The sequence below is a fragment of the Salinicola salarius genome, assembly GCF_002179555.1.
Lineage (GTDB): Bacteria > Pseudomonadota > Gammaproteobacteria > Pseudomonadales > Halomonadaceae > Salinicola > Salinicola salarius_A.
The window spans coordinates 93,884-108,670 of record NZ_NHOU01000003.1 but is presented as its reverse complement, the minus strand read 5'-3'; the positions used below and the strand labels follow the sequence as shown (position 1 = coordinate 108,670).

Annotated in this window: 14 protein-coding genes and 1 pseudogene; 7 read left to right on the top strand and 8 right to left on the bottom strand. The window is 62.4% G+C overall.

The genetic code is table 11. The annotated features are described in order from the left end of the window. Positions 1-97 precede the first annotated feature (97 nt). The 4 genes and pseudogenes from CCD76_RS03745 (at position 98) to CCD76_RS03735 (ending at position 3,830) form a co-directional block, all read left to right on the top strand. Positions 98-421 (top strand): YrhK family protein, encoded by a 324-nt coding sequence (locus CCD76_RS03745; protein WP_087718206.1) that lies wholly within the window; start codon positions 98-100, stop codon positions 419-421. 103 nt (positions 422-524) lie between these two features. Further along, a pseudogene (locus CCD76_RS20330) lies at positions 525-989 on the top strand (amidase family protein); the annotation flags it as partial. Between the two features lie 19 nt (positions 990-1,008). After that, a complete protein-coding gene (locus CCD76_RS20325; RefSeq protein WP_306298788.1) occupies positions 1,009-1,941 on the top strand; it encodes an amidase family protein in 933 nt (310 codons plus the stop codon). 176 nt (positions 1,942-2,117) lie between these two features. Beyond that, positions 2,118-3,830, top strand: coding sequence for a thiamine pyrophosphate-dependent enzyme (locus tag CCD76_RS03735; protein WP_087718205.1), 1,713 nt, complete (start codon positions 2,118-2,120; stop codon positions 3,828-3,830). Positions 3,831-3,982: 152 nt separating this feature from the next. Here CCD76_RS03735 and CCD76_RS03730 read toward each other — a convergent pair whose 3' ends face one another. From CCD76_RS03730 to CCD76_RS03710, 5 genes are all read right to left on the bottom strand, one after another. Continuing rightward, a complete protein-coding gene (locus tag CCD76_RS03730) occupies positions 3,983-4,270 on the bottom strand; it encodes a DUF1330 domain-containing protein (RefSeq protein WP_075562974.1) in 288 nt (95 codons plus the stop codon). Positions 4,271-4,274: 4 nt separating this feature from the next. Next, a complete protein-coding gene (locus CCD76_RS03725; RefSeq protein WP_087718204.1) occupies positions 4,275-4,961 on the bottom strand; it encodes a type 1 glutamine amidotransferase domain-containing protein in 687 nt (228 codons plus the stop codon). A 105-nt stretch (positions 4,962-5,066) separates the two neighbouring features. After that, on the bottom strand, positions 5,067-6,101 hold the full coding sequence (locus CCD76_RS03720; RefSeq protein WP_087718203.1) for an NADP-dependent oxidoreductase: 1,035 nt from the start codon (positions 6,099-6,101) through the stop codon (positions 5,067-5,069). 103 nt (positions 6,102-6,204) lie between these two features. Continuing rightward, positions 6,205-6,804: a TetR/AcrR family transcriptional regulator gene (locus CCD76_RS03715; protein ID WP_087718202.1), complete on the bottom strand. Its 600-nt coding sequence runs from the start codon at positions 6,802-6,804 to the stop codon at positions 6,205-6,207. A gap of 81 nt (positions 6,805-6,885) precedes the next feature. Continuing rightward, positions 6,886-7,812 carry a LysR substrate-binding domain-containing protein gene (locus CCD76_RS03710; protein ID WP_087718201.1) on the bottom strand — a complete coding sequence of 309 codons (927 nt, stop codon included), beginning with the start codon at positions 7,810-7,812 and terminating at the stop codon, positions 6,886-6,888. Between the two features lie 92 nt (positions 7,813-7,904). On the opposite strand from CCD76_RS03710, the gene CCD76_RS03705 reads away from it, so the two are divergent. Both CCD76_RS03705 and CCD76_RS03700 read left to right on the top strand, forming a co-directional pair. Further along, positions 7,905-8,807, top strand: coding sequence for a DMT family transporter (locus CCD76_RS03705; protein ID WP_179208833.1), 903 nt, complete (start codon positions 7,905-7,907; stop codon positions 8,805-8,807). A gap of 189 nt (positions 8,808-8,996) precedes the next feature. Next, entirely contained in the window at positions 8,997-9,794 is a 798-nt protein-coding gene (locus CCD76_RS03700) for an MBL fold metallo-hydrolase (protein WP_087718199.1), read from the top strand. A 32-nt stretch (positions 9,795-9,826) separates the two neighbouring features. Here the strand turns inward: CCD76_RS03700 and CCD76_RS03695 are convergent, their stop codons facing one another. Then, a complete protein-coding gene (locus CCD76_RS03695) occupies positions 9,827-11,014 on the bottom strand; it encodes an HlyD family secretion protein (RefSeq protein WP_087718198.1) in 1,188 nt (395 codons plus the stop codon). Positions 11,015-11,051: 37 nt separating this feature from the next. Further along, positions 11,052-12,605, bottom strand: coding sequence for a DHA2 family efflux MFS transporter permease subunit (locus CCD76_RS03690; protein WP_087718197.1), 1,554 nt, complete (start codon positions 12,603-12,605; stop codon positions 11,052-11,054). A gap of 424 nt (positions 12,606-13,029) precedes the next feature. Here CCD76_RS03690 and CCD76_RS03685 point away from each other — a divergent pair, with 424 nt between their 5' ends. Beyond that, entirely contained in the window at positions 13,030-13,881 is an 852-nt protein-coding gene (locus CCD76_RS03685) for an oxidoreductase (protein ID WP_179208832.1), read from the top strand. Between the two features lie 125 nt (positions 13,882-14,006). On the opposite strand, the gene CCD76_RS03680 is transcribed toward CCD76_RS03685, so the two are convergent. After that, on the bottom strand, positions 14,007-14,771 hold the full coding sequence (locus tag CCD76_RS03680; RefSeq protein ID WP_256961086.1) for a transporter substrate-binding domain-containing protein: 765 nt from the start codon (positions 14,769-14,771) through the stop codon (positions 14,007-14,009). Positions 14,772-14,787: the final 16 nt, after the last annotated feature.

The following is a 14,787-nucleotide window of genomic DNA, read 5'->3' as shown; positions in this document are numbered from 1 at the left end:
AGCCAGTGAATCTGCTTCGAGGCCGGGCGCTGTCTTTGCGGAGCACGGCGGGCTGAACCAGAATATCGTGACCAATCTCGAAGGGAGTAAAAGTGATATGCACGAGAGGACACGACAGCGTGGCGTCCATTCAAATAGCGCCAATGAACCATTGACCCTTCACTTCGGCCGGGATGAGCTGGTCATTCGCCAGCGCTATGAAGTCGTGAGCATCGTCAACGATATTCTGATCGGTATCTGGTTCGTGATCGGCAGCATTTTCTTCTTCTACGACTCCCTGACTTATGCCGGTACCTGGCTGTTCGTGATCGGCAGTATCGAGATGTTGATTCGTCCGGTCATTCGCCTGCTTCGGCGCCTGCATCTGCAGCGCATGAACGCCGCATCGCCCTCTCCATCCGAGGCCGAGCACGATTTCTGACGTGCTGAAAGTCGTCATCCTTCCGGTAGCGACGTTGCGCGTCTTTCAGGACGCCGACTAACCTTGGCGACATGAAACTCGTACCACAGGACGTGGAGGAATCGTGAGCGACACCGACCTTGGCAATCTGGACGCTGGAAAACTCGAGCAGCTCTATCGAACCGGCGAGGCTTCGCCGCTGGAGGCGACGCGGGCGGCGCTCGACCGTATCGACCGCTTCAACGACGCCGTGAACGCCTACGTTCATGTCGACCGCGAGGGGGCCGAGAAGGCGGCCAAGGCTTCTGCCAGGCGCTGGGGGCAGGGCAAGCCGCTGAGCGCCATCGACGGCATTCCCGTCTCGATGAAGGATCTGGCCGAGGTGGCTGGTATGCCGGCGCGTGGCGGCTCGCTGACCACATCGGAATCGCTCTGCGAGGAAGACTGCCCGCCGGCCCGCATGCTCCGCGAAGCCGGGGCGGTGATTCTCGGCAAGACCAACACGCCGGAGTTCGGCTGGAAAGCGGTGACCGACAACCGGGTGTTCGGTGCGAGCTACAATCCCTGGGATACGCGCCTGACGCCGGGCGGCTCCTCCGGCGGGGCCGCTGCCGCTGCCGCGCTCAACATGGGCGTGCTGCATCAGGGGGGGCGACTCCGGCGGCTCGATCCGCATTCCCGCCGCGTTCACCGGCGTCTTCGGCTTCAAGCCCACCTACGGCTGGACCCCGCAATGGCCGCCGGCGACAGAACCTTCGCTCTCTCATATCGGCCCGTTGACTCGCAGCGTCGACGACGCGGTGCGCATGCTCAACGTGATCGGGCGCTACGACTATCGTGACCCTTACGCCACGCGGGGCCAGCCGAAGGATTGGGGGGCCGATCTCGGCAAGGATCTGCGCGGGCTGCGCATCGCCTACTCGCCGACCTTGGGCTATGCCGAGGTCGATGACCAGGTCGCCGCTCGCGTGCGCGAAGCGGCTCGCAATCTCGAGCAGCTTGGCGCCGAGATCGAGGAGATTCACCCGGGGTTCGAATCGCCGATCGATATCTTCCAGAAGCTCTGGTTCACCGCGTCGCTGGATTTCTGGTCGAAATGCAGCGACCGGCAGCGCGAACAGCTCGATCCGGGCCTCGTTGCCAATGCGCGTACCGCGCAGCAGTGGAGCGCGCTCGACCTGTTCCAGGCGCTGGGTCGCCGAGCCAATTTCACCGAGGGCCTGGAGCGCTTCAATCAGGATTATCATCTGTTGATGACGCCGACCGTACCGATCGAGCCGTTCGAGGCGGGTCACGAAGTGCCGCCGGGCAGCGGCATGCGCGACTGGGAAGAGTGGGCGCCGTTCTCCTATCCATTCAATCTGAGCCAGCAGCCGGCAGCGTCCGTTCCCTGCGGATTCACCGAATCCGGCCTGCCGGTCGGGTTCCAGCTCGCCGGCGGCAAGCACGATGACGTCCGAGTGCTGCGGGCCTGTCACGCCTACATGAAAGCGCATCCGCCGCGGTTCCCGCGGGTGCCCGATCCTTCCGAAATGGCCTGAGTTCGAGCGAGGCGCTGATTGCCGACTACGCTTGGATGAGGCGTCATGCACGCAGCATGGCGCCTGGCAATTCGTCTTTCATCGCCCAGTTCATCGGGCCCGCGACGGCCGAAGCTTCCTCGTTTCGACGAGTTCGCCGTCCGCGCGAGTTAGTCGTCCGCGAAAGGAGTCGCATCATGAGCCATCAGAATGTCGCTGAAATCATTGTCGAAACGCTTGCCGAGGCGGGCGCCAAGCGCTGCTATGGCGTGGTTGGCGACACCATCAATCATTTTACCGACGCGATCCGGCGCAGCGATCTCGAATGGGTGCATGTCCGCCACGAGGAGGTCGGCGGTTTCGCCGCCGGTGGCGAAGCCTACATGACCCGGGAGCTGGCGCTGTGCGCCGGCACCTGCGGTCCGGGCACGCTGCACTTCGTCAACGGGCTGTTCGAAGCCCATCGCAGCGGTTCGCCGGTGGTGTTGATCGCTTCTCAGGTCGGCACCGCCGATACCGGCATCGGCTTCCCGCAGGATGTCGACCCCAAGCCGATCTACGATCAGTACAGCGTCTTCTGCGAGACGATCATCAACCCCGACCAGGCGCGTAGGATGACAGCGTTGGCAGCACAGGCGGCGTTGTCGAAGAACGGCGTGGCGGTGCTGATCGTGCACGGCGATCTGTTCACCCAGAAGCCGAGCCAGGATCTGCCGTATCGCGCCCATCGATTCAACCCGATCACCCGGCCGAGCGCCGAGGAGCTGGTGCCGGCGATCAAGGCGCTCAACGCCGGCGGCAAGATCTCGATTTTCGCCGGCTCCGGCTGCGAGCACGCGCGTAACGAGGTGATGGTGCTGGCGGCCAAGCTCAACGCGCCGGTAGCGTGGACTTCACGGGCCAAGGATTTCATCGAACCGGACAATCCCTTCGAGGTCGGCATGACCGGGGTTTTCGGCCTGGCCGGGGGTTACCACGCCGTGGCGGAATGCGATACCTTGCTGCTGCTCGGCTGCAACTTCGCCTGGACGCAATTCTATCCCGAGAAGGCGACGATCATTCAGGTCGATATCGATCCGCAGCAGATCGGCAAACGTCACCCGGTCGACATCGGACTGCTCGGCAGCGTGCGCGATACCTGTGCCGCGCTGGCCCAGATCGTCGACGAGCAGAGCGACACGTCCTGGCTGGAGCGCTGCCGCAAGAGCTACCACAAGGCGCTGGCGCGCGACGCTCACGAGTCCGACGACGACGGCCTGATCCATCCCCAGGAACTGACGCTGGCGCTGGACGAAGCCGCCCACGACGACGCCTTCTTTACCGCCGATGGCGGCAGCCCGATGGTCTGGATGCTGCGTCACATCCGCGCCAACGGAAAGCGCCGCACGCTGTCGAGCCTCGTTCACGGCACCATGGCCAACGCCTATCCGCAGGCGATCGGCATTCAGAAGGCATTCCCCGAGCGTCAGGTCATCGCGATGTGCGGCGACGGTGGCATGACCATGCTGATGGGCGACCTGCTGACCCTGAAGCAGGAGAAGATTCCGCTCAAGATCGTCGTCTTCAACAATAGCTCGCTGGGTTTCGTCGAGCTGGAGCAGAAAGTCGACGGTCTGCTGGACAGCTACACCGACCTCGACAACCCCGATTTCGGGCTGCTGGCGCAGTCGATCGGCCTGTGGGGGCGGCGGGTCGAGCAGGAACACGAGCTCAAGCACGCCATCGCCGAGTGGCTGGCCCATCCCGGCCCGGCGATTCTCGACGTCAAGGTCAACCGCATGGAGCTGGTGATGCCGCCCAAGATCGAACCGGGGCAGGTAACGTCCACCGCGCTCTATTCGGGCAAGGCCGTGCTCAACGGCCGCATGAGCGATGTGGTCGATCTGGTGAAGAGCAACTTCTGGAGGTAGACGATCCGGCGGTTTTTTCTGCCGAGCTGGCGGTGGCATCGATGACGGCCGGAGGTTGTCGGTCCATACCGGAGAGGCTGCACAATAAAGGGGGCGGCATTATCACTTGCCGCCCCCTTTGCACTGGAATTTCTACCGGCAACCGCTAGCCGTTAAACCCCTTCCACCATCATGACACGATAGTCGGCGCCTTTGAGCCGATGCTGCTTGGCCTCCTGATAGGCCGGGCTTTCATACCACGCCAGCGCGGCCTGGCGGTCGGGAAACTCCAGCACCACGGCACCCTCGGCTTCTGGGCCCTCTAGGGTGGTGATATCGCCATAGAATGCCAGGGGCTTGGGAGGGACCTCCCCCCTTGCCTTGCTGGCCTTGTCGGCGTAGATCGCCATCTCCTCGCTATCGAGGGTGGCGTCCTTGATGAAGATCACGTAAGTGCTCATTGAACTACCCCTTTTCGTTGAGTCGTTTCAGCAGGGCCTTCGCGGTTTCGGCGGAGGAGCCCGGGTTCTGGCCGGTAATCAGCAGGTCGTCGGTCAGAACGTAAGAGGACCAGTCAGCGCCTTTGCTGTAGTCGCCACCCTGTGACTTGAGCACGTCCTCGACCAGAAACGGCACCACGTCTGTCAAGCCGACAGCCTCTTCCTCGCTGTTGGAAAAGCCGGTGACCTTTTTACCCTTCACGATCGGCGCGCCGTCAGCGTCCTTCACGTGACGCAGTACGCCAGGCGCATGGCAAACGAGCGCCGCGGGACGGCCGGTCCGCAGGGTACGTTCGATCAGCGCAATGGATGCCTTGTCTTCGGCCAGGTCCCACAGCGGGCCGTGGCCGCCAGGGTAGAAGACTGCGTCGAAATCGTCGCTATCGATATCTGCCAGCACGTGGGTGCTGGCAAGTGCCTTGATGGCCTCCGCGTCAGCGCGGAAACGTTTGACCTCTTCGGTATCCGCCGTCGGGTCGTCGCTTTTAGGGTCCAGCGGGGGCTGACCCCCCTTGGGCGAGGCCAGCGTGATATCGGCGCCGGCGTCCTGGAAGACGACATAAGGCGCTGCCAGCTCTTCGAGCCAGAAGCCGGTTTTCTCACCGGTGTCGCCAAGTTGATCGTGTGATGTCAGTACCATTAATACTTTCATGGGATGAATGCCTTTGTGGTGGTTACGCAATCGATGACCGCGGGATCCGGTGCTTCGAAGTCGAGGAGGACGAGATCGAGGGGGACGAGATCGAGCGACATGGGATCAGCGCTCGCCGACCTGGATGACGAGTTTGCCGAAGTTCTCACCCTTCAGCAGACCGCTGAACGCCTTGGGGGCATTTTCCAGGCCTTCCTTGATCTCTTCGCGATAGTGAATGCGACCTTCCTCGATCCAGCCCGACATCTCGTTGAAGAACTCGTCGAAGCGGTGACCGTAGTCATCGAAGATGATGAAGCCGCGCACGGTGAGACGCTTTTTGAGAATGGTATCCAGCAGCAGTGGCAGGCGGTCCGGCCCCTCCGGTAGATCCGTCGCGTTGTACTGAGCGACCACCCCGCAGACCGGTATCCGAGCGCTGGTATTCAGCAGCGGCAGGACCGCATCGAAGACCTTGCCACCCACGTTTTCGTAGTAGACGTCGATGCCGGCATCGCAGGCGGCCTCGAGCTGGGCTTCGAAGTCGTCGGCTCGGTGGTCGATACAGGCATCGAAGCCCAGTGTCTCGACCACATAGCGGCACTTTTCGTCACCGCCGGCAATACCGACGACCCGCATGCCCTTGATCTTGCCGATCTGTCCAACCGTCGCACCGACAGGGCCGGTAGCGGCAGCGACCACCAGGGTCTCACCCGCCTTGGGTTTGCCGATATCCGTCAGCCCCATGTAGGCGGTAAAGCCCGGCATGCCCATGACGCCAAGAGCGTAGGAAGGATTCTCGGGCTGCTGTCCCAGGTTGGTCAGGGCCGTGCCGTCCGACAGGGCGTAGTCCTGCCAGCCGCTGTAGCCCAGCACCCAATCGCCTGGCTGGAAATCGGCATGTCGAGATTCGACGACGCGGCTGACGGTGCCGCCCACCATGACCTGATCGATCTTCGCGGGCGGGGCATAAGAGGGTGCGTCGCTCATGCGGCCCCGCATGTAGGGGTCGAGCGAGAGATAGACCGTGCGCAGCAAGACCGTGCCTTCCGTGGCGGCGGGAATCTCGGTCTCTTCCAGGCGGAAGTTATCCTGACGCGGCTCGCCGTGGGGGCGCGAGGCCAGTACCCACTGTCGGTTGATCGTATGATTCTGCGTCATGATGTACTCCTTTCACTTCAATGAATCTGATTTGATTAGACCAGTCGTCTAGTCCCAAGGTAAATAAAAGGGCCAAATCATCGGCCCTGGATTCACTCTCGATTCAGTGACGGCCGAGCAAGCGTCGTGTCGTGCTCAATGCCGACTGCAACGGTCTATCGTCCTGGGTCACCTTAGCCAACATGCTGGCCCCTAGCCACATCTGATACAGCGAGGCGGCCAGCTCTCCGTCATCGTCATCGGCGGTGATTTCTCCATTCTGCCGGGCGCGGGTCAGCTCGCGGGTCAGGCGTTCGATGATTCGATCCGTGCCGTTTTCCAGTACCTGGCGCATCGAATCGGAAAGATCGCTGACCTCGGCACCCAGCTTGACCACCAGACAACGGCTTTGCAGGTCGTGCCCGGTCTGGGTGTCCACCCAGCGTTGCCAGTAACGCATCAGCCTTGAGACGGAGGAACTCTCGTCGCGAGTGGCGAGCAACTCATCAAGTTCGGCCAGATAGCGGCTGAAGTAACGTTCCAGCAGTGCGACACCAAACGCCTCTTTCGACTCGAAGTAGTGGTAGAAAGAGCCTTTGGGTACCTGGGCCGCCTTGAGAATTTCATTCAGCCCGACCGCGGAAAACCCTCGGCTCCCCATGGTGGACTGAGCGATATCCAGGATCTGCGTCTTGACGTCGCGGGTGGCTAGTGAGCTGTTCATGCGTCCACTCTAGCCTTGAATAGACCGGTCGTCTAGTGCTCGTTAATCAGAGGTCGCCATGACGGGCGGGTGGAGTCGTCGCTAGCTGGGTGTATCGTTCAGTGTGTCGTTCAGTGTTTCTGCCAGCCAGTCGAGCAGCACCCGACACGCGTAGCGATCCATCGCCTCTCGGTGGGTATAGACGGCGATCGCCTCGGGTTGAATGAGAGCTTCCTCGACGGGTCTTATCAGCTCTCCAGCGTCGATCAAACGCTCGGTCGTGCGCCGCCATCCCAGTGCGATACCGTGCCCGGCCAGTGTCGCCTGCAGCATCAGCGGATAGCTGTCGAACACTTTCCCCGGCAGCGGTGGCGAGACCTCCTGGCCCATGGCCGTGAACCAGCCGCTCCACTCCATCCAGTCGGGCGGTTCTGCGCGATGATGAAGCAGCTCCTCGCCCGCCAACGATTCCAGCGAGATTGGCGCGTTCCGCGCGGCCGAATGATCGGGACTGCAGACGGGATAGATCGTATCCGCGGCGATAAATGCCAGCGTGTGGTTGCCACTAGGTCTGCCATGCGTCTGCAGGGCGATATCGAACGGGTCGCGTTGCTCGGTCATCGGTCGGGTCGATGTCACCAGCTTCAGATCGATGTCGGGGTGGCGCTGATTGAACGTCGCCAACCGGGGCATCAGCCAGTAGAACGCTTCGCAGAGTTGACAGAATAGAATCACTCGGGGCGCGCGCTCGCCGCCGCGGAGATCGTCGGCCTGCTGTGCGATCCGGGACAATCCATCGGTGATGACGTTGGCCAGTTCGCGTCCGGCCGGCGTCAGGAAGACGCCGCGGTTTCTGCGCTCGAACAGGGTCGCGCCAAGATCCTTTTCCAGCGATCGCACTTGGCGGCTGATGGCCGCCTGAGTCAGGCCGAGCTCTTCGGCAGCGCGAGTGAAGCTTTCCCATCGGGCGGCGGCTTCGAACGGGAGCAGGGTGGCGAGGGGCGGCAGCGAACGGTTCAGCGGAAACATAACCCTGGCTCATGGATAGTGACGCCACCATCGCTGGTGACGGCGGCGGTCGGTGGGGCACGCTCTGGCGGTTGCCACCGACAGGAACCGCCATGAAAGCACCTTCCACGTTCGAAGATAACCCTCGCCGCGGCATTCTGCTGATCGTCGGCGCGGTTTTCCTCCTCGCCCTGGCAGACGCGTTGGTCAAGTATCTCAGCGACAGCCTCTCACTTTGGCAACTGTTGGTAATTGCGCCCTCGATCTCGTTGCCGATACTGCTGATGGGCTGGCGATGTCAGAGCGGCAATCTTCCTCGGTGCCTCGATAGCTGGGGCTGGATCGCGTTGCGGAGCCTGCTGCTGCTGGCAATGTGGATTGCGTTTTATGCCGCGCTGCCCTGGATTCCACTGAGCATTGCCGCCGTTGGAATCTACACCACGCCGCTGTTTATCGCGATGCTGGCCGCGCTGACGGGCGAGCCGTTGACGGGGCGACGCTGGGCCGCACTGTGGCTCGGTTTCGCTGGCGTGTTGACCGTGCTGCGTCCCGGTGGGGCGCTGTTCTCGCCAGCCATGTTGCTTCCGTTACTGGCGGCGCTCTGCTATGCCGGGGCGATGGTTGTGACGCGAACGCGCTGCCGCGACGTGTCTCCGTGGCTGTTGGCCCTCGGGCTCAATGTCGCTTTCCTGCTGGCGGGTGTGGTCGGCAGTGTCACCGTGACTGTCCTCGTGTCTGAGGCGTTATCCGGGTTTCTCACCCGTGGCTGGCAGCGACTCGATACGGTGCCGTGTCTGCTGATCCTGCTCTACGCGTTACTCATGGTGAGCGTCAATACCGCGGTTGCCCGAGCCTATCAGCTTGCGCCTTCGTCGCTGGTGGGGGCGTTCGATTACGCCTATCTGCTATTCGCCATAGGGTGGGGAATCTGGTTGTTCGATGAGATTCCCGATGGGCCAACGCTGGTGGGCATGGCGATTGTCCTGATGGCGGGATGGCTGGCGATTCGTCGATAAAAGCCATGATCGGGCGTGGCAAGCGCTCGACCTCAAGCTAAGTGGATTACACTTGAGTTGGTAACAACGGGGTTGATAGCAAGCGACATTGATCAAGAGTATCGACAAGAAAAGCAGCGACAAGAAGAGTAGCGGTAAGAAGAGTAGCGACAAGAGATGACCTGAGTCGGTTCTACGGGGAAATGCGAAATGCGTAACCATGGTTTTATCTGCGCCACCTGCGGTGTGCAATATCCGCCGAGCGAGACACCGCCGGAACACTGTGAAATCTGCGAGGACGAGCGCCAGTTCGTGCCCGTCGAAGGCCAGCGCTGGACGACGCCGAGCGAGCTGGCGGCCAGCCACGCTAATACTTTCCGCCATATGGCGCCGGGCTTGATGGCGATAGGCACCACGCCACATTTCGCCATCGGCCAACGCGCCTTCCTGGTACGAACGCCCGCGGGCAACGTGCTGTGGGACTGCCTGACGCTGCTCGACGAGGCGACCATCGAGATCATCGAAGGTCTCGGCGGGCTCGATGCCATCGTGCTGTCGCATCCGCATTTCTTTTCCACCATGGCGGATTGGGCGCAGACGTTCGGCTGCCCGATTCATGTCCACGCCGCGGATCGTGACTGGGTCACCGTGGCGGATCCTGGGATCGAGTTCTGGGAAGGAGAGTCACGCGAGATCTTGCCCGGCATCGATGTCTATCGTCTGGGCGGTCATTTTCCCGGCGCCAGCGTGCTCCACTGGCCCGAGCACCGGATTCTGCTGACCGGCGATACGCTGCTGGTGACGCCGGATCGGATGGCGTCGTTCATGTGGTCCTATCCCAACAACATTCCGCTCGATGCGGGAGCGGTCGAGAGCATCGCCAGGCGCCTCGAGCCGCTCGACTTCGACAGTGCCTATTCCGCTTTCTGGGGTCGCGAGATACTGATCGATGCCAAGCACGTCATCGAGGAGTCGGCGCAGCGCCATTGTCGGGCGCTGCGCGGGTGACAGTTTTCACCGCTCCGATCTCTCCGGTTTGGTCAGCTGCCGGAATCGATGCCCGGTTGTGAATCCGGTTGGCGTTTGTTGGCACCGCTGATGTCGATATCCACCTCCACCATCATGCCGGGGCCGATAAGTTCGGTGGGGCCATCGTCGAAACGGATACGCACCGGGATTCGCTGGGTAATCTTGGTGAAGTTGCCGGAAGGGTTCGGATCCGGCTGCAGGGCGAACTGGCTGGTGGCGGCGCGACCGATGACGGCGACATGACCGGTGAAGGTTCGATCGGGAAAGGCATCGACGGTGATGGCGACGGGCTGGCCGATGCGTAGCGCGCCGATGTCGGTTTCCTTGATGTTGGCCTCCACCCACAGCTTCGAGGGGTCGTGCATCATCAGGATCGGCTGGCCGGCACTGACGTACTCGCCCTGATCGATCAGCGTCTTGTTGATCACGCCGTCGACCGGGCTGTCGATCTGCAGATCGGCGATGCGAAGTTGCTCCTGCTCCAGTTTCGCCTGGGCTTCGGCCAGTTCCTGGCGGGCGATCTGCACCTGCTGGCGCAGTACGTCCGGATTGGGCAGCGGCATCTGCGAGCCATTGATGAAGCCGACCTGGGCATTGTCGGCTAGCGCCTGGCTGACCTGAACCTCCTGCTGGGCCTGGGCGTGTTCGGCGAGCGCTGCCTGGTAAGCGTAGTAATCCTGGTCACGGCGCTGTTCGGAAACGGAGTGCTTCCGATACAGCTTGTCGGAACGCTGGAAGTCTCGTTTCGCCTCGGTCAGCCGCGCCTGAGCGGCTTTCTCGGCAGCCTTGCTGGCCTCGAGCTGGCGGTGCGTCAGGTTCATACCGCCTTTGAGTTGCTTCTCGGCCATCGACAGCCGCGCTTTCTCGTAATCCAGCCGCGCCTGTTGCGTGGCAACGTTGGCTGTCAACGCCTCGAGCTTGCGCTGATCCGGCTTGTCGTAGAGGGTCGCCACGGCATCACCGCGATGCAGCGTATCGCCCTCGGTCAGCTCGAATGTCGTTACCCAGCCGCCCAGCCGGCTGCTGACAGTCACCTGATCGGCCATCACGCGCGCATCCTGGGCGCTGACGTGCGACAGACGATGGGCGATGGCCAGGCCGATCCAGATCAGACACAGCACCACGACGATGGCGAGTATCAACAGTTTGCCGCTACGTGGCAGGCGGCGCTTGGCAGGTCGAGCTGAGTCAGCGGTCATGGCGCAAACGGGTCCTTCGATGATCGAGTGAACGGAATCAGGTGCGAGGCAGGCCCCGCCAGCGGCTAAGCAGCAGTGAGGGAATCACCACCAGCAGCAGGCTACCGATCAGAATCCAGAAGCCATCCTGATAGGCGAGAATCGAGGCCCAGATCGACTCGATGCGACCCATCAGGTAGCCGGCCATGGCTTGCTGGTGCGTGTCCGGCACTCCCAGGCGGCCGACCAGTTCGGATAACTGGCCCAGCTGCTGCCGAGCGATGGCGTTGTCGGCATTGACGCCGGCGTTCAGGTATTGGCCGTGAAAGGCGGTCTGGCGGTCCAGAAGAATGACCAGACCTGCCGTACCCAGAGCACCGCCCAACTGCAGGGCGAAGTTGATCGCGCCCGAGCCGTGGCCGGTGAGATGCACCGGCAGCCCGGCGATGGCGTTCGACAGTGTCGGCGGCGGAAAGGCGGCCATGCCCACGGAGAGGATACCCATCGCCATGGCGAGATAGAAAAACGAGGTGTTCCAGTCCATCTGTGCCATTAGCCAAACCGACAGCAGCGCACAGCCCAACCCGGGCAGCGTGATCCAGTGGGGCGGGTAGCGGTCGCTGAGCCAGCCGACCAGCGGCACCAGAATGCCGAGAACGGCGGTGGACGGCAGAAAGATCTTGCCGGCAGAAATCGGACTGTAATGCAGTACCGCCTGCACGAATTGCGGCAGCAGATACATGATGCCGTAGAAGGTGCCACCGAACAGACACATCGCCAGTGTGCCGACGACGAACAGCCGGTTGCGGAAGATATCGAGATTGAGCAGCGGATGCGCGGTCCGCTTCTGCCAGGCGATGAACGACGCCCCGCAGAGCACCGATACCAGGATCAACTCGGGCACCCGCGGATCGTACCAGCCCCAGCGCTGCCCGTTGGAGAGCGCCGCGAGCATGGAAAAGACGGCCACGAACAACAGCACCACGCCGGCCCAGTCGAACGGTGGGCGCGGCCCCTTGTGCTCGCGGGTCGGCAGGAAGAATAGCCCCATGACGATAGCGGCGGCGCAGATCGGCAGCGTCACGAAGAAGACATAGCGCCAGGTGAAATGCTCCACCAGCCAGCCACCGATGACCGTCGCCAGCGTGAGCGGCAAGCCCAGGCACATGCCGTACATGGCGGTCGCCATGCCGCGCCCTTCGGGCGGATAGGCGGCAAAGAGTGCCTGCATGGCGACAGGGCGGATCAGGCCGGTCATGCCGCCCTGAACGATCCTGGCGGCGACCAGCGCGGCCATGCCCTGACCCAGGCCGCCCAGAATGGATGCCGCGATGAACGCCAGCAGCAGGCCGACGAACGTGGCGCGCTGACCGACGGCGGCCACCAGCCAGGGAGCGACCAGCAGCGATACGGTGGTCGACGCCAGGAAGCCGGTGGAAAGCCACTGGACCTGAGAGTCGCTCATGCCGAAGGCGCCCTTGATATAAGGGATGGCCACGTTGACGATGGTGATCGACATGCCCAGCGCTACCAGCCCCAGCATTACCGTCAGCGTGACCCACAGCCGGTAGCGCGGGCCGTAGCGCTCGAAGAACTGCTCGACCTGCGTCATGCGTCGTCATCCCGGCTATCGATGTCGGAGGCTGTCCGGCGGGTGAAAGGCAATGGTTGTCCTTGTTCGTTTCGTTGACGCGATACCGTCCCAGGCCGCGCGGGTAGACGAGGCAGTGAGCATCGAACCTGGGCGGGAAATCGAGCCGGAAGCCCCTGACAGGGCGTGGAGGTCCGGCGACTAAGAAAGCAGGCGAATCGATAACGCGTCTATTTTTTGCTCGCTAAGAGATTATCCCGATTCAGTTGTCTGACTTTCAAGGTGCTTGCGACCAAGGTCGAAGAACGTGCAGGGGCTTCAATCTGCGGGCGCAGGCGCCAATCGCTGCGGTATCGTCTACGCTGGGAGTTCACGTTCATCGACGACGCCGCCGTGTCAGTGACGTTTTATTTTCCGGCGTCGTGCTTTCGAAAGGAGGTGTTTCATGTCCATGCCCGATTCTCCCGTCTGGTTTATCACGGGGTGCTCCACCGGCTTTGGTCGCGAGCTGGCCCGGTTGATCATCGAGCAGGGCGGCAAGGTCGTCGCGACCGCTCGTTCAAGCGAACGCGTGGCGGATCTGGTCGAGGGTGCCGAAGATCGCGCGCTCGCCCTGGCGCTGGACGTCACCGACGCCGCCCAGATCGAAGAGGCGGTTGCCGCTGCCAACGCCAGGTTCGGCCGTGTCGATGTGCTGGTGAACAACGCAGGCTACGGCTATCAGGCCTCCTGCGAGGAGGGCGTGGAAGATGCGATTCGCGCCCAGTTCGATGCCAATGTCTTCGGTCTGTTCGCGATGACGCGGGCGGTGCTGCCCGGCATGCGCGAACGCCGCGCCGGCCATGTCATCAACATCAGTTCGGTGGCGGGTTTCATCGGCTTTCCCGGATCCGGTTACTACGCGGCCACCAAGCACGCGGTTGAGGGCTGGTCAGACTCGCTCAGGGCCGAGGTCGGGCCGCTGGGCGTTCGCGTGACCTGTGTCGAGCCGGGGCCGTTCCGCACCGACTGGGCCGGGCGCTCCTTGCAGCAGACGCCCAGCCGGATCGATGACTACGCCGATACGGTCAAGGCGCGCATGGAAGGGACCAGTGGCAACAGCGGCAAGCAGCCCGGCGATCCCGTGCGTGCCGCCCAGGCGATGATCGATCTGGTGGCGCATCCGCAGCCGCCACGCCATCTGGTGCTGGGCGCCTGGGGTGTCGACAAGGTGATCAAGAATCTCGAGGAGACGCTGGCGGAAATTCGCGAGTGGCGCGCGGTCGGCGAAGCGGCCGATTATCCACAAGGTGAGTGATGGCGCGACGAAGCTATGACGAGGCTATATAGAACCACTTCATCGACGATATCTCGTGACGAAACCGGATGAGAGATCGAAGACGGCGCCAGAGCGGCGCCGTCCGTCGTTAAAGCGAATCGAACTCAGTCGCCGAAGTACTGTTGATGCAGACGGTCGTAGGTGCCGTCCTGCTTCACCTCGTGCATCGCTCGGTTGAACTCGTCGACGAGTTCGCGATCTCGCTTGCGGAAAGCCGCGCCGATACCCGGGCCATAGATCGATTCCGGACCAGTGACCAATTCGCCGATGCGTTCGAAATGCGAGTCCCCGAGTAGAGTTTCCTGAGCGAGCGGAAACGCGGTGAAGGCGAGATCCAGGCGTTGGGCCAGCATGTCATTGACCATGGCGGCAGAATCGCTATACCGATTTATCTCGGCATTGGGGTAATACTGAGTCACGTATTCATCCTGGATCGTGCCCTGTTGGACGCCGATCATCGCCTCCGTGAGGCCGCCGTCATCGGGCTGCCAGTCGCTGCCGGCCCGGGCGACCCAAGCCGATGGCACCTGGAAGTAGGGATCGGAAAACAGCACCGTCTTGGCGCGATCTTCGGTAATGTTCATCGACGAGGCGATGAGGTCGAACTTGCGCGCCTGCAGGGCAGGGATGATGCCGTTCCAGGGCTGTTCGACCCACTCGCAGTGCCGCTGCATGCGTTCGCAGGCCGCATTGACCAGATCGACCTCGAAGCCGGCAATGGTGCCGTCGGGCTTCTTGAACTGGAACGGCATGTAGGGCACGTCGACCCCGATTCTGAGAGTGTCGTTCTCGGCCTGGGCGCTGTTGCCCAGCATTAGCGTCAGTAGCAGCGTCGGCGCCACGGCGCCAATGAAAGTCTTGCGTTGCATTGCCATTTCCTCTTGC

Coding starts and splice junctions, on each gene's coding strand:
- CCD76_RS03745 (WP_087718206.1), top strand. CDS start 98: ATGCACGAGAGGACACGACAGCGTGGCGTCCATTCAAATAGCGCCAAT.
- CCD76_RS03735 (WP_087718205.1), top strand. CDS start 2,118: ATGAGCCATCAGAATGTCGCTGAAATCATTGTCGAAACGCTTGCCGAG.
- CCD76_RS03730 (WP_075562974.1), bottom strand. CDS start 4,270: ATGAGCACTTACGTGATCTTCATCAAGGACGCCACCCTCGATAGCGAG.
- CCD76_RS03725 (WP_087718204.1), bottom strand. CDS start 4,961: ATGAAAGTATTAATGGTACTGACATCACACGATCAACTTGGCGACACC.
- CCD76_RS03720 (WP_087718203.1), bottom strand. CDS start 6,101: ATGACGCAGAATCATACGATCAACCGACAGTGGGTACTGGCCTCGCGC.
- CCD76_RS03715 (WP_087718202.1), bottom strand. CDS start 6,804: ATGAACAGCTCACTAGCCACCCGCGACGTCAAGACGCAGATCCTGGAT.
- CCD76_RS03710 (WP_087718201.1), bottom strand. CDS start 7,812: ATGTTTCCGCTGAACCGTTCGCTGCCGCCCCTCGCCACCCTGCTCCCG.
- CCD76_RS03705 (WP_179208833.1), top strand. CDS start 7,905: ATGAAAGCACCTTCCACGTTCGAAGATAACCCTCGCCGCGGCATTCTG.
- CCD76_RS03700 (WP_087718199.1), top strand. CDS start 8,997: ATGCGTAACCATGGTTTTATCTGCGCCACCTGCGGTGTGCAATATCCG.
- CCD76_RS03695 (WP_087718198.1), bottom strand. CDS start 11,014: ATGACCGCTGACTCAGCTCGACCTGCCAAGCGCCGCCTGCCACGTAGC.
- CCD76_RS03690 (WP_087718197.1), bottom strand. CDS start 12,605: ATGACGCAGGTCGAGCAGTTCTTCGAGCGCTACGGCCCGCGCTACCGG.
- CCD76_RS03685 (WP_179208832.1), top strand. CDS start 13,030: ATGTCCATGCCCGATTCTCCCGTCTGGTTTATCACGGGGTGCTCCACC.
- CCD76_RS03680 (WP_256961086.1), bottom strand. CDS start 14,771: ATGCAACGCAAGACTTTCATTGGCGCCGTGGCGCCGACGCTGCTACTG.